Source organism: Ruegeria sp. CDSB113, from assembly GCF_059611045.1.
In genome coordinates this window covers 122,087-135,774 of record NZ_JBXWOU010000013.1, presented here as the reverse complement: position 1 = coordinate 135,774, position 13,688 = coordinate 122,087, and the positions used below count along the sequence as shown (strand labels likewise).

The window sequence follows — 13,688 nt, the reverse complement described above, 5'->3', positions numbered from 1 at the left end:
CCCGGTTTTCATCAGCTTGAGGACAATATGGATGCCGCAATGCAGCATTGCAAGAATTTTCTTGCTGCACTGCAGAATACTTCTGCGGGAGACATTGAATTCAAGTACTTGCCTTGACCTGCACATAGGTCCCCGGTGCCGGTGCAAGAGCGGGATGGCCCGAATCGCCGGGCGCGCGCGCGGGTACCTGCTTGCCCGACCGCTTCTTCAGCCAGGCCTCCCACCGGGGCCACCAAGACCCTTCGTGATACGTGGCCTCTTTCAGCCAGGTCTCGGGATCTGCCTTCAGATCGGTATTGGTGTAATGGCCGTATTTCTTCTTGCTGGGCGGGTTCACAATACCGGCAATATGCCCCGATTCCGAAACGATGAAGCTTTTCGACCGCGACCCCATCTGCTGCACACCGCGATAACACGCCTTCCACGCCGCGATGTGATCCGTCTCACAGGTGATCGCCATCAGGGGCACGTCCACGTCGCGCACATGCAGCTTGTGCCCCAGCAGTTCGAACCCATCGGTGACGAAGTCATTGCGCTGACACAGGCCGCGCAGATACTGGACCGCCATACGACCGGGCAGATTGGCCCCGTCCCCGTTCCAGAACAGCAGATCGAACGCGGGCGGTGTCTCACCCATCATATAACTGCGAATCGCAGGCCCATAAATCAGGTCTTTGGAACGTAGAAATGACATAGTGCGCCCGATGATCCACGCCTTCAGAACCCCGTCCTCCGAGATCTGATCCTCGATCCCATCCACAAAGTCGTTCTGCAGGAAGGGCGTGAACTCACCCTGATCACCAAAGTCGGTCAGGGCCGTAAAGAATGTGGCCGATTTGATCGACTTGTCGCCGCGCTGCTTGAGCAGCGACAGCGTCAGGCTCAGCGTGGTGCCCGCGATGCAATAGCCGACCGCATTGACCTGTTTGACCTTGCAGATCGACTTGACCTCTTCGATCGCGGTCAGGAAACCGTCCTGGATATAGTCTTCCATACCGATATCGGCGTGGGATTCATTTGCGTTCACCCAGCTGACCACAAACAGGGTATAGCCCTGCTCTGTCACCCATTTGATCAGACTGTTCTGCGCTTTGAGGTCCAGAATGTAGAATTTGTTGATCCACGGCGGGAACAGCACCAGCGGCGTTTCGTGCACCGTCTCGGTCGCCGGCTTGTACTGGATCAGCTCCATCAGCCGGTTACGATAAACCACATCGCCGGGCGTCGTCGCGATATTGCCGCCCACCTCAAAGGCACTGTCATCGGCCAGTTTCACCACCATCTCGCCGTCATTGGCCTCGAGATCAGCCACCAGGTTTTCCAGACCCTGGATCAGTGACTGGCCTTCCGTCTCGACCGCCTTTTCCAGCGCATCGGGATTGGTTGCCAGAAAATTCGTCGGCGACATCATGTCGATGATCTGCTGCGAGAAGAATGCCAGCCGCTGCTTGTCCTGCACATCCAGATCCTCGACCGAAGCCACCGCCTGCGCGATGGCATCGGCATTTGTCTGATACTGCTGACGGATGAATTTGAAATACGGATTGGTCTCCCACAAGGGGTTGGAAAACCGCTTGTCCCGGGGTCCGGATGCGGCCTCTTCTGCCTCGCTGCCCACCAGCGCCTGCTGCGCCTCGGCGAAGTTCATAACAGACTGACCCCAGAACTCGATCTGCTTCTCCATTAGCCGCGCAGGATTTTGCATCGCTTCAGCCCAATACGCCGATGCTGCCTTTGCATAAAGCTCTTGATTCGGACCGTCCAAAGCAGGGTTGTGACCCTTCTTTCCCGACATCGCATCAACAAGTCGCTTCGAAAGCTCCTCCACCTTGTCCATATTTTCTTTAAGCCTCTCAAGGTGTTCCGGGGATAGCTCCGGTGTCTGGTGTTCACTTGTTGTCATTTTAACAATTCCCCCTTAACCTCGCTGCTATGCAGAATAATCGTCGTGGGCTTGGGGAGCAAAGCGACGAATGGTCCGACACTCACACCGGCAGCCAGGAGGCCCCCTATATGCGCTACATGATGACCTACGACCTTATGGAAACCATGCGCAACACGAACCAATGGATGGGGGCAACGGCCAGTGCTATGGCGTCCTACCCACTGTTCTCCATGATCCCCAACCCGGCTTTCAGCATGATGGCCGCATGGGGCGAAGTGACCGAGCGCACGTTTCAGCGTATGATCGCAAAGCCGGACTGGGGTATTCGAACGTTCACGTGTGAGGATGGCAAGGACCACCTTGTTGATATTGTTCCCGTAATGGAGCGCCCATTTGGCGACCTGATTCATATTCGCGTCAACGGACGGGAAGAACAACCCCGTAAGGTGCTGTTGGTGGCGCCAATGTCCGGCCACTACGCGACTTTGTTGCGTTCCACGGTCAAAAGCCTGCTGGTCAATTGTGAGGTTTACGTAACCGACTGGCATAATGCGCGTGATATCCCCGTTTCCGAAGGCAAGTTCGATGTCGAGGATTACACGCTGTATCTTGTCGATTTTATGAAGGAGCTGGGCCCGGACACTCATGTTGTAGCCATTTGCCAGCCCGCTCCTCTGACGCTTGCCGCAACCGCTTATCTGGCCGAGGTCGAGCCCAAGGCCCAGCCCAGCACATTAACCCTGATCGGTGGTCCGGTTGACCCTGATGCCACCCCGACCGACGTAACCGATTTCGGCCGTCGCGTGACCATGGGACAGCTGGAAGAAACCATGATCCAGCGCGTCGGCTTCAAATACAAAGGCGTCGGCCGCATGGTATATCCAGGCTTGCTGCAATTGGCGTCCTTCATGTCGATGAACGGGGATCGCCACTCCAAAGCGTTCACCGATCAGATCCAGCGCGTGATGCGGGGCGAAGCATCCGATCACGATGCGCATAACCGCTTTTACGATGAATACCTGGCGGTCATGGACATGCCCGCCGAGTTTTATCTTTCCACGGTCGAGCGTGTATTCAAAGACCGCGAGATCGCCCGCAATGAGTTCGTTGTCGCAGGCCACAAGGTCGATATCGGCAAAATCACCGATGTCGCGGTCAAAACGGTTGAAGGCGCAAATGACGATATCTCGGCGCCCGGCCAGTGTATTGCCGCGCTTGAGCTCTGCACCGGCTTGCCGGATGCAAAAAAGGCAAGCCATGTCGAACCCGGTGCGGGTCACTATGGCATTTTTGCGGGCCGCAGCTGGCGGGATAACATCCGGCCGCTTGTGATTGACTTCATGAATGCAAATACGCGCAAACCAAAGCGTCGCGCCGCAAACAAAAACAAAGTGGCTTAAAAATCATGAGCAGGAAAGTGGCGAAAGACACCCCATTTTCCTGCTCATGCTGTTCCCTACATGGACGGATCAGCGCCGCAGGCGTGAAACACGGCACACATGTCGTGTGCTACTGTCACGATTGCCGCGCGGCTCAGTTGTACTTTGGGCAACCCGATCCTGCCCCCGGTCCTGTTGAAATCCTGCAGATGCTTCCGGAAGAGATCTTTTTCGACGGTGGCGCAGAGCATCTCGCGCTGATGCAACTGAGCCCCAAAGGGATGATGCGCTGGTATGCCAGTTGCTGCAATGCGCCACTAGCGACCACACCAACAACGCCGAAGTTCCCATTCGCAGGTTTTATCGTCAAACGTATCCCCGACCCAAGTGGGTTGGGGCCGATCACCACGCGCGGGTTTATCCCCACAGGCCACGACAAACAGACCCATGAAAAGATTGGGTCGGCCATATCCGGGCTGGTGACCCGCGTCGCGAAATCGCGGATGTCAGGCAGTTGGAAGAACACACCCTTCTTCGACCCAAGCACCTTCGATCCGGTTGCCGAGCCTGTGATCCTCAGCAAATCCGAGCGTGCAGCCCTTTATCCATAAGTGGTTCGCGTAGGCATGTTTAACCAGTTCTCAAGTGCATCATTGACGACCTGAGGAGCTTCGAGCGATGGCAAATGCCCCGCGTCCTCAACCACTTTGAGTTCCGCATTTGGGATCAGTTCCGCCATAAAGGCGTGTTTTCTTACGGGTGTCAGCAGGTCATGCGACCCACACAAGACCAGCGTGGGAACCTTGATCATTCGCAGCCCACCTTGCTGATCCGGACGCCGCTGCAAAGCGCGCATCTGGCGTTCGAACACATCTGCCCCCTGATCCAATGCCATGGCAGTCACGTCACTCAGAATGGGAACGCGCCTTGGCCCCGGGGCCAAGGTATCTGACCCGAGTATCTTACGCATAACCTCTTCAAGCCGCCCTGCCTTGGCACCAACCATATACTCTTCGCGTGTCGCCGCGATCTGCGGCGTGTCGGACTGCGCATCGGTGGCCATAAGGCACAGGCGCGAGATTCGGTCTGGCGCGCGACGAACAAGTTCAAGAGCCACCACACCACCCATACTAAACCCCGCAAGCGCAAAGCGGTGTGGCAGTTGATCCAAAAGGCCCGATGCGATCTCTTCGATCCGCTCGCCCAACGAAACCGGTGCAACCGTGACCGCGCGTTGACGAGAAAAGTGGGCGATCTGAGGGGCAAACACCCTAGAATCGCACATCAATCCGGGCAATAGAACCAGCGGCTCGATCAATCGCGGCCTCCTTCATCTCAGCTTCTTGAGTGGCTTTGTTTTTTAACAGGATGAGAGGTTTTTTCGGCCTGGGCAAGTTAAACTTCACGGATAGGCAATACCGCGAAACGTGGGAAAATCCGCATAGCGCTTTTGACGAGTCTTCAGGTCTTCGCCCGGATTTTCGCCCGCACGCAACAGGCACCCGCGCGGGACGATGTAGCTGTCGATACGCTTGATGGGAATTGGTCGCCACACCAGATTGAAGGCGCAGAGTTTTGGAAAAAACCAAATCTCGGAATACTCCAGATGGTCGTGCATCCACCACGCCAGATCGCGCCAATCCCGCCCTTCCGCGTAACGATCCGCGAACCACGGAATGACAATCGACGCCCCAGCAATCCGATCATCGCCGGTGCCCCAGTCCCAGATATGGCATTCCAGCGGATTGTCATTTCGGGCACAGTTCAGCCGGTTTTCATTGCCAAATTGATTCAACGACGGCGATCGGTAACCGGACCGGACTGCCACGCGTCCGAACGTCTCTTCTAACGGGTCCAGCAACGTCAGGCAAAAGGCTCGGCCGGTTTCGATGGCAAGATCGGGATTGTCGGGGAGATTTTGTTTTTCATGGAAATTTCCAATCTCGGAATACAAGAAATCCCGCATGAAAAAGTGCTTGGACAGGCGCACGCGGCCAAGAGTTTCAAGGCTCCACATGCTACCCGGCTTACGCATCACCCATACCCGTTCCAGCGAAACGCCCCATCAGGGGCCAGAGGTGAGAACGGGTTGAAAGCGACCTCCCATACCGTGCCGTCGGGCGCGCGGAAGTAACCGTGATGCCCGCCCCAGAACACATCCGAAGCCGGTTTGAGAACCTCGGCACCGGCCTCTTCGACCTTGCTCAGGACCTGCGCGACATCTTCCTTCGACCGGCAGTTATAGCTCAGCGTCAGCGCCCCACGGCCCAAGGTGCCCACGTCAACACCAATCTCATCGGCCAGTGCCGGCAGAGGATACAGCCCCAGCGTCTGCCCGATCAGATCAAAGGCAATCACACCGTCCGGGCTGTCGACACGTTTCCAGCCGATCTTTTCATAGAATGCAGCGGCGGTTTCAGGGTCTTCCACCCCGACAGTGATGAGGCTGACGCGCTGTTCCATCATTCGATCCCCTGCTCTTTCAACCATGCCAGAATTCCAGCGACGGCGGCATCGGTCTGTCCCGGAGACATCAAACGTCCGGCAATGACATGGGACGATGGGTCATCGCCCGGCCCCATCGTAACCGTCTGAACACTAGCAGGTCCGCCCCAAGCTTCGGCCACCTTGTGGGTCAAGTCCGGGCGCACAACCTGATCATCGTCCGAGAACCAGAACAGCGCCGGGACACGCGCCTGCGAGAAGTCCATGGCATAAACGGTCTCGACCAAAGCGGTCATGGGCACAACTGCCTCCCACGGATAAACCGACGACCAGTACTTGTTCTTCTCGGGATCCGGCCCCGATACGTCCCGTTCTTCCCCCATGATCAATGGCAACCAGCTTCGCGCCCATGGAAGGCCCGGTATCCAGGCACCGGGCGTGTTCACACCAAAATTCGGAGAAACAAAGACCAAACCGGCTACGTTTTCTATCAGTGCATCATCCAATGTCGCCGCCGCAGCCAGTGTTCCGCCGGTCGAGGTTGAAATCACGACGACCTGATCGCCCACTGCACGGGCGGCGGCCAACCCTTCGGCCATATCCTGCATCCAGCCCGAGGCGGTGCCTTCGGCCATCGCCTCCCCGCCGCGCCCATGACCCTGCAAGCGGGTGTAGACCAGATTGGCCCCCAACGCATCGGCGACCATGTCCGGGACAGGGCGAACTTCCTCGGACGAGGCGGAAAACCCATGCAAATACAATATGGAAACCGGGGTGCGCTGTTCCTTGAACCCGTCTTGCCAGACAACCCGTTTCTCGACACCAGCAGTGATGTCATCGAAAGCGGACTCGACGCTTTCGAAATAGACCTGCACCCCTTCGCCAAACTTGCGCGGTTCAAATGTCGGGTTCAGGTTCACTTCTTCGCGCGGACCGAACCAATAGATCAGGGCACCAGCCGCGACCAGCACCAGAAGAACACGCCCGATGGCTTTGCCCATCCCCCGGATCATTGCGCGCCCATCACTTCAAGCACGGCGTTTTCGATGATTTCCAGGCATGGCCCGTCCGAGAACTTGTGGTCTGCATCCTTGACCAAGAGCAGGCGCATATCTGAACCGGTGGCATGTTCCACCAGACGCACAGCGGTTGCAGTGGAAACAGCAGTATCTGCAGTCCCTTGCAGAAAACGCACCGGAAACTGAAGATTAATTGCATCCCGCAGAACCAACTGCTGTCTTCCGTCCTCAATCATGCGTTTCGTGATGATATAAGGCTCCATATAGTCAGAGGGTAACTCGACATACCCTTCGGTTTCCAACACCTGTTTTTGCGTGTCAGAAAACGATGCCCAATACCCGTCTTCAGTGAAATCAGGCGCGGCGGCGATGGTCACCATACCTGCAATCCGATCCGGCATTGCCTTCGCCAGCAAAAGCGCTTGCCAGCCGCCCATCGACGACCCGACCACGATCAGTGGCCCATCGGTCAGGGCAGCTACCGCGGCCAAAGCATCCTCGTGCCAGTCGCCGATGCATCCGTCCTCAAATTTGCCCGAGCTCTCGCCATGGCCCGAGTAATCGAACCGCAGGAATGCCTGACCGCGCGCCTTGGCCCAAGCCTCAAGATGCACCGCCTTGGTGCCCTCCATGTCAGACTTCAGCCCGCCCAAAAATACAACCGTCGGCCCTACCCCATCGCTTTTGTGATAAGCCAGCCGCCGCCCTTGCGCCGTTTCCAGAAAATCCGTCGCTGCCATGTCGCCCTCTTTCCTTTTGGGGTTCATCATGCACGGCTGCCCGGTGGCTGCAATTCCCGAATTCGAACCTCCCGCCGCGTCAGCCACAGCGCGGTTGGGTGCTTGACAGGTCATGCTGCAACTGCCAAATGGATCGAACACACATAACCCGCAACCGGGCGTTCAGTGGGCGCCAAACCGACGAGGAGAGCCGATATGGCCCTGGACTCACAGTCAGTCTCCCTTACTTTTCCCGATGGCAATGCACGATCCTATGACGCAGGCGTAACGCCAGCTCAGGTCGCTGCTGATATCTCGAACTCATTGGCCAAAAAGGCCATCTCGGCCACCGTGAACGGCCAGCACTGGGACCTGCAGTGGCCCATCGAATCTGACGCGCAGATCGCCATCCACACCATGAAGGATGAGGAACAGGCCAACGAGCTGATCCGTCACGATCTGGCGCACGTGATGGCGCGCGCGGTGCAGGAAATCTGGCCCGCAACCAAGGTCACGATCGGCCCCGTTATCGACAACGGCTGGTACTACGATTTCGACCGGGCAGAACCGTTCACGCCCGAAGATCTCGGCCTCATCGAGAAAAAGATGAAAGAGATCATCAACAAGCGCGATCCCGTGACCACCGAAATCTGGGACCGTCAGCGCGCGATCGAATTCTACAAGGCCAATAACGAGCCTTATAAAGTCGAACTGATCGAGGCCATCCCGGGTGACGAACCGCTTCGCATGTACTGGCACGGCCACTGGCAGGATCTGTGCCGTGGCCCGCATTTGCAGCATACCGGCCAACTGCCGGGCGACGCCTTCAAGCTGATGAGCATTGCTGGCGCCTATTGGCGTGGCGACAGCGACCGCGCGATGCTGCAGCGCATTTACGGCGTGGCCTTCACCGGCAAGGAAAAGCTGAAAGCGCATCTGCATATGCTGGAAGAGGCTGCAAAGCGTGATCACCGCAAGCTGGGCCGCGAGATGAACCTGTTCCACATGCAGGAAGAAGCGCCGGGCCAGATCTTCTGGCATCCGAACGGCTGGAAGATCTATACCACCCTGCAGGACTATATGCGTCGCATGCAGGAACGCGACGGCTATGTCGAAGTGAACACGCCACAGGTCGTTGACCGTAAGCTGTGGGAAGCGTCTGGCCACTGGGACAAATACCAAGAGAACATGTTCATCGTCGAAGTGGACGAAGAACACGCCCGCGAAAAGGCGATCAACGCGCTGAAGCCGATGAACTGCCCGTGTCACGTGCAGGTTTTCAATCAGGGTTTGAAGTCTTATCGCGACCTGCCTCTGCGCATGGCCGAGTTCGGATCTTGCGCGCGGTATGAACCCTCGGGCGCTTTGCATGGGATTATGCGGGTCCGTGGCTTTACGCAGGATGACGGCCATATTTTCTGTGCCGAGGAACAGATCGAATCTGAGACCGCCAAGTTCATTGCGTTCCTGTCCAAGGTCTATGCTGACCTCGGGTTCCATGACTGGACCATCAAACTGTCGACTCGCCCGGAAAAGCGGATCGGATCGGATGAAAGCTGGGATCTGGTCGAAAAAGCGCTGGGTGATGCCTGTAAGGCAGCGGGCTATGACTATGAGGTTCTGGAAGGCGAAGGTGCGTTCTATGGCCCCAAACTGGAATTCACTTTGACCGACGCGATCGGCCGGACATGGCAGTGCGGCACCTTGCAGGTTGACCCTAACTTGCCCGAACGTCTGGATGCCAACTTTATCGGAGCCGATGGTGCCAAGCATCGTCCGTTCATGCTGCACCGTGCGACATTGGGCTCGTTCGAACGCTTCATCGGTATCCTGATCGAAGAGCACGCTGGCAAGCTTCCGTTCTGGTTGGCCCCGCGTCAGGTGGTGGTCGCCTCGATCACGTCCGAGGCGGATGACTATGTTTTGGAAGTTGTCGAAACGCTCAAGGCCGCTGGCGTGCGGGCCGAGGCAGATATTCGCAACGAAAAGATCAACTACAAGGTTCGCGAGCACTCGGTCGGCAAGGTGCCGATCATTCTCGCCGTCGGTCACCGCGAAGTTGAAGAGCGTACCGTAAGTGTGCGCCGCCTTGGCGAAAAACAGACACAGGTTCAATCGCTTGAGGCTGTAACAAAAGAGTTGTCTTTGGCGGCTACCCCGCCCGACCTTCTGTAACATTCGGCGATAATTTGCACGAAATCCGACCCCTAATTTGGGGTCGGATTGAAACATTTTCCATTTTTCATTTCAAAAACAGTTTGTTAACCTTCAAGAGGGCATTACGCTCTTTGACGGGGTTGTGAGACACGGGCTCGTGAATTCACCTGCCCCGATTTAGCTACTACCTTTGTCATTGTCACAAGAAGACATACGCAGTCATCAAAAGGGATTACCGAGATGTCGAACACCGCAAAAACCCTGGTTATCGCAAGCGCAGTTGCAGCAGCCGTATCTGGCGTCGCCACAACCGCCTCCGCACAAGCCAAAGAGAAATGCTATGGCGTTTCGCTGGCCGGTCAAAACGACTGTGCCGCTGGCCCCGGCACCACCTGCGCGGGCACCTCGACCGTTGACTATCAGGGCAACGCCTGGACTCTGGTCGACGCTGGAACCTGCGCCGATATCGAACTGCCCAAGTCGGCAGATGGTGCAGCGCGTGAAGGTTCGCTGGAACCGCTGGAGCGCGACCTGCCGGCATAAGCCCAAGCATCTGAGAATCGGAGGGGCGGGCCCAATCGCCCGCCTCTTTTCGTGACCGGAGGATTTGCACATGCTGGATAGTTCACTTCGATCGAACAGGCTGCCCGCAGTGCCGGGAGTCGGGTACAAACCTCAGCACTACGAACAGATTCTGGACCATGCGCATCCGGTCGGCTGGCTTGAAATCCACGCCGAAAACTACATGGGTGATGGCGGCAGGCCGCTTGCGCAATTGCGCCACCTCTCTGAAAAATTTCCCATTTCCGTCCACGGCGTTGGCCTCTCGATCGGTGGAGAAGGCCCCTTGGACCCCGACCATCTGGCGCGCTTGAAACACTTGGTGGGGTGGCTGAATCCGGCCAGCTTTTCCGAGCATCTGGCCTGGTCGACCCATGACAGTCATTTCCTGAACGATCTTCTGCCCCTGCCCTACACTGACGAAACGCTGGAGCGAATCTGTGCCCATATTGACCAGGTTCAGGAAACCGTGGGGCGGCAAATGCTGTTGGAAAACCCGTCCAGCTATTTGGCTTTTGAAGAAAGCACATGGTCCGAGCCTGACTTCCTGCGGGAAATCGCAAGTCTGACAGGATGTGGTCTTTTGCTGGATGTGAACAATGTCTTCGTGTCGGCCACCAATCTGGATTTCTCGCCGCAGAGCTACATCGACGCCTACCCGCTGGACAATGTCCACGAGATCCACCTTGGCGGTCATGACGAAGACGAAGACGACCATGGGCGTCCCTTACTGATCGACAGCCACGGTCGCGAAGTCGTTGATCCGGTGTGGACGTTGCTGGATTACGTGTTGGACCGTTCCGGCCCCAAACCCGTTCTGATCGAATGGGATACGGACGTACCCGACTGGTCCGTTCTTCGGGCCGAAGCAGATCGGGCGCAGGCGGCACTGGACCGCATCCCAGCATGAGCGTTTCGCAAACCACGTTCCGCGCAGCCCTGCTTGACCCGTCGGCGGCTGTTCCGGACGGTTTGTGGGATGCCGCAGAACGCCCCGCCGGGCGGCGGTTCAGCGTTTACCGCAACAACGTGGCTGTTTCGCTGACCGAAGCGATGCATCAGGCCTTTCCGGTGATCGCACGGCTGTTGGGATCTCAGAACATGAATGGGCTTGCCGGGCTTTTCCTACGCAAACATCCCCCGTCTTCACCGCTGATGATGTTCTACGGTGAGGAATTCCCCGAATTCCTTGCCGGGATGGAGCAACTGTCGCACCTTGGCTACCTTGCCGACGTCGCGCGTCTGGAACTGGCACTGCGCCGGTCCTACCACTCTGCCGACAGCCAGGCCGCACGGCCCGATGCGCTGGCCATCCCACCGGAAGAGATCGTTCTGGCAAAGCTGGAGTTTGCGCCATCGATGAAGGTTCTTCGGTCAGATTGGCCGCTGTTTTCGATCTGGCGCTTCAATTCCGAAGAGGGTGCACCCAAACCTGCACCCGGGTCCGAAGATATCCTGATCACCCGACCCGAATTCGACCCGGCCCCGCATTTGCTGCCCAAGGGCGGAGCGGACTGGATCGCGCATGTTCAGGCCGGACTTACCATTGGCAAGGCATTTGAACAAACCTCTGCCGAATTCCCCGAATTTGACCTTGGGGCCACTCTGGCGCTGCTTTTGCAGGGCGGCGCGATTACTTCTGTGTCTATCGAAAGGCTGGCAACATGACTGCCCTGATCTCTCTTCACAATAATACCCTGGGTCGGCTGGAAATGACCTCTGGCTGGCTCACGCCAACACTGGCCCGGGTGGTTTTTGCCGCGACGCTGCTTGTCTATTATTGGAACTCAGCAACCACCAAACTTGGCAGTGGTATTTTGGGTTTCCTGTTCCCGTCTGACGGTGCATACGTCCAGATTTTTCCCAAAGCAATGGAAGCCGTCAGCTATGACAGTTCACAACTTGGCTTTTCTTATTGGGTGATCGCAGTTGCCGGCACCTGGGCTGAGTTCCTGCTGCCGGCCTTGATTCTGGTCGGCCTTCTGTCCCGGCTGGCGGCCTTGGGTATGATCGGATTTGTCTGGGTTCAGACAATTGTCGACGTCACCGGGCATGGCGCAGCGCTGGGAAGCTTTTTCACCGCCGCACCAAACGTGCTGGACCAGCGGACGCTCTGGACTTTTGTGCTGCTCGTTATTGTGATCAACGGTGCAGGCCCCTTATCTGTCGACCGGGCCCTACACGTGAAATGACCTAGAAATGTGCCTTGGGCTCGTCCGGTTTTCCCGCGGCCAGCCCAAGGATGCCTGCCACGGCGGCAAAGGCCACCGGAAACATCGTAAAGGCGTTGAATCCAAACGCGAAATACATCCCGACGGCTGAGATCAGCAGCAGTATTCCACCAATCAGAGCCCGCGCATGGGCCATTGCGCCCCCCGCGATGGCCAGCAAAGGCGCAATAATTGAAGCAGTCTGGATGAACTGTACGTTGTCCACTTGTTCAGCAAGGCCTTCAATCTCGCCGTAATGGTCTATGAATTCGATATAGCCATAGCCAAAAAAGCCAACAATCATTCCGATCAAGCCGGCAATGACGCCCAAAATCATTGATGCGTTGCGCATTTAAACCCTCATATTTACGTCAGACACATAAGCGCCCGATCAGGCAACGCCAAGACTTGCCTTGGTTTTGGCGGTCCAGCCCAACAACAACGTACCGTCATCTTCGATCAAGGGGCGCTTCATCAAAGTCGGGTGTTCCTTCAGCAACTCCAGCGGTGGTCGCGTGCGTTGTTCCGCGTCCAATCCACGCCAAGTTGTTGACCGGGTATTGAGCAAAGCTTCGCCGAACGTATCAAACGCCGCTGTCAGGACAGAATCGGGAACACCTTGCGTCCGAACGTCTACAAATTCAATATTTTCAATTTCTTTCAGTGCCTTACGGCAAGTATCGCAGTTTTTCAGGCCATATAGACGCATTTTGGGACCGTTCCTGTACTTGTATGAATTTTTGGCATTTTTGCCTGCTACATCCAGTTATTCTTGATTTTTTACTTCACCGTGCAATGTTGAAAAAGACGAAACACACAATTCGGGCTGCGTCGTGTGGGCGAAGCGGTGATGCGTTGTGGTTGCGTCAACCACTGCCCCCACCAATTTGTGGGACAACGTGTAAGTAGAAGGAGACACGGGAAATGCCAACTGGCACCGTGAAATGGTTTAATACCACGAAAGGCTATGGGTTTATTGCCCCTGACGAAGGTGGCAAGGACGTTTTTGTTCATATCTCGGCCGTAGAACGGTCCGGTCTGACCGGGCTCGCTGACAATCAGAAAGTCTCGTATGAGTTGGAAGACGGACGCGACGGCCGACAAATGGCCTCTGATTTGAAGCCGTTATAAAACACCCCGTCATCTGCGGGTACTAAAAGCAGGCCAACGGCCAATTTCCGGCCGTTGTCCATTCTCAAGGGTTTGAAACCTTACCCTCGCGTCGGTTTGGTATCGGCATGAGTGTTTTCGTTTTAGCCGAACACCACGATTTCCGAGCGTTCACACATCACACTGATGGCATGAGCCACTCG

Annotated in this window: 16 protein-coding genes; 8 read left to right on the top strand and 8 right to left on the bottom strand. The window is 56.7% G+C overall.

From position 1 onward, the window contains the following. Positions 1-100 precede the first annotated feature (100 nt). Positions 101-1,903, bottom strand: coding sequence for a PHA/PHB synthase family protein (locus AC2FIS_RS19270; RefSeq protein WP_496774965.1), 1,803 nt, complete (start codon positions 1,901-1,903; stop codon positions 101-103). 110 nt (positions 1,904-2,013) lie between these two features. Between AC2FIS_RS19270 and phaZ the strand changes: the two genes are divergently transcribed. Both phaZ and AC2FIS_RS19260 read left to right on the top strand, forming a co-directional pair. After that, complete coding sequence (gene phaZ, locus AC2FIS_RS19265) at positions 2,014-3,285, top strand: polyhydroxyalkanoate depolymerase (protein ID WP_113790394.1); 1,272 nt, start codon at positions 2,014-2,016, stop codon at positions 3,283-3,285. A 5-nt stretch (positions 3,286-3,290) separates the two neighbouring features. After that, complete coding sequence (locus AC2FIS_RS19260; protein WP_496774964.1) at positions 3,291-3,875, top strand: DUF6151 family protein; 585 nt, start codon at positions 3,291-3,293, stop codon at positions 3,873-3,875. Here AC2FIS_RS19260 and AC2FIS_RS19255 read toward each other — a convergent pair. The 5 genes from AC2FIS_RS19255 to AC2FIS_RS19235 form a co-directional block, all read right to left on the bottom strand. Beyond that, positions 3,866-4,582: an alpha/beta fold hydrolase gene (locus tag AC2FIS_RS19255; protein ID WP_496774963.1), complete on the bottom strand. Its 717-nt coding sequence runs from the start codon at positions 4,580-4,582 to the stop codon at positions 3,866-3,868. The genes AC2FIS_RS19260 and AC2FIS_RS19255 overlap by 10 nt on opposite strands. An 84-nt stretch (positions 4,583-4,666) precedes the next feature. Next, positions 4,667-5,281: a hypothetical protein gene (locus AC2FIS_RS19250; protein WP_496723869.1), complete on the bottom strand. Its 615-nt coding sequence runs from the start codon at positions 5,279-5,281 to the stop codon at positions 4,667-4,669. A 17-nt stretch (positions 5,282-5,298) separates the two neighbouring features. Next, entirely contained in the window at positions 5,299-5,727 is a 429-nt protein-coding gene (locus AC2FIS_RS19245; protein WP_496723871.1) for a VOC family protein, read from the bottom strand. Then, positions 5,727-6,722 carry an alpha/beta hydrolase gene (locus AC2FIS_RS19240; RefSeq protein WP_496774962.1) on the bottom strand — a complete coding sequence of 332 codons (996 nt, stop codon included), beginning with the start codon at positions 6,720-6,722 and terminating at the stop codon, positions 5,727-5,729. Before AC2FIS_RS19240 ends, AC2FIS_RS19245 begins: the two co-directional genes overlap by 1 nt. After that, a complete protein-coding gene (locus AC2FIS_RS19235; protein WP_496774967.1) occupies positions 6,719-7,468 on the bottom strand; it encodes an alpha/beta fold hydrolase in 750 nt (249 codons plus the stop codon). The genes AC2FIS_RS19240 and AC2FIS_RS19235 overlap by 4 nt, the downstream gene beginning before the upstream one ends. Before the next feature lie 195 nt (positions 7,469-7,663). On the opposite strand from AC2FIS_RS19235, the gene thrS reads away from it, so the two are divergent. The 5 genes from thrS (at position 7,664) to AC2FIS_RS19210 (ending at position 12,357) form a co-directional block, all read left to right on the top strand. Further along, positions 7,664-9,622 carry a threonine--tRNA ligase gene (gene thrS, locus AC2FIS_RS19230; RefSeq protein ID WP_496774961.1) on the top strand — a complete coding sequence of 653 codons (1,959 nt, stop codon included), beginning with the start codon at positions 7,664-7,666 and terminating at the stop codon, positions 9,620-9,622. Positions 9,623-9,844: 222 nt separating this feature from the next. After that, positions 9,845-10,147 carry a BufA1 family periplasmic bufferin-type metallophore gene (locus AC2FIS_RS19225; RefSeq protein WP_058275886.1) on the top strand — a complete coding sequence of 101 codons (303 nt, stop codon included), beginning with the start codon at positions 9,845-9,847 and terminating at the stop codon, positions 10,145-10,147. Between the two features lie 70 nt (positions 10,148-10,217). Beyond that, positions 10,218-11,075: an MNIO family bufferin maturase gene (gene bufB, locus AC2FIS_RS19220; protein WP_496774960.1), complete on the top strand. Its 858-nt coding sequence runs from the start codon at positions 10,218-10,220 to the stop codon at positions 11,073-11,075. Beyond that, positions 11,072-11,833, top strand: a complete 762-nt coding sequence (locus AC2FIS_RS19215) for an HvfC/BufC family peptide modification chaperone (RefSeq protein WP_496774959.1) — start codon at positions 11,072-11,074, stop codon at positions 11,831-11,833. The genes bufB and AC2FIS_RS19215 overlap by 4 nt, the downstream gene beginning before the upstream one ends. Beyond that, positions 11,830-12,357 carry a DoxX family protein gene (locus AC2FIS_RS19210; RefSeq protein ID WP_496774958.1) on the top strand — a complete coding sequence of 176 codons (528 nt, stop codon included), beginning with the start codon at positions 11,830-11,832 and terminating at the stop codon, positions 12,355-12,357. The genes AC2FIS_RS19215 and AC2FIS_RS19210 overlap by 4 nt, the downstream gene beginning before the upstream one ends. Before the next feature lies 1 nt (position 12,358). On the opposite strand, the gene AC2FIS_RS19205 is transcribed toward AC2FIS_RS19210, so the two are convergent. Both AC2FIS_RS19205 and AC2FIS_RS19200 read right to left on the bottom strand, forming a co-directional pair. Further along, entirely contained in the window at positions 12,359-12,727 is a 369-nt protein-coding gene (locus tag AC2FIS_RS19205) for a hypothetical protein (protein ID WP_113790385.1), read from the bottom strand. Between the two features lie 39 nt (positions 12,728-12,766). Continuing rightward, positions 12,767-13,084, bottom strand: coding sequence for an ArsC/Spx/MgsR family protein (locus tag AC2FIS_RS19200; protein WP_496774957.1), 318 nt, complete (start codon positions 13,082-13,084; stop codon positions 12,767-12,769). A gap of 215 nt (positions 13,085-13,299) precedes the next feature. On the opposite strand from AC2FIS_RS19200, the gene AC2FIS_RS19195 reads away from it, so the two are divergent. Further along, positions 13,300-13,506: a cold-shock protein gene (locus AC2FIS_RS19195; protein WP_010439113.1), complete on the top strand. Its 207-nt coding sequence runs from the start codon at positions 13,300-13,302 to the stop codon at positions 13,504-13,506. Positions 13,507-13,688: the final 182 nt, after the last annotated feature.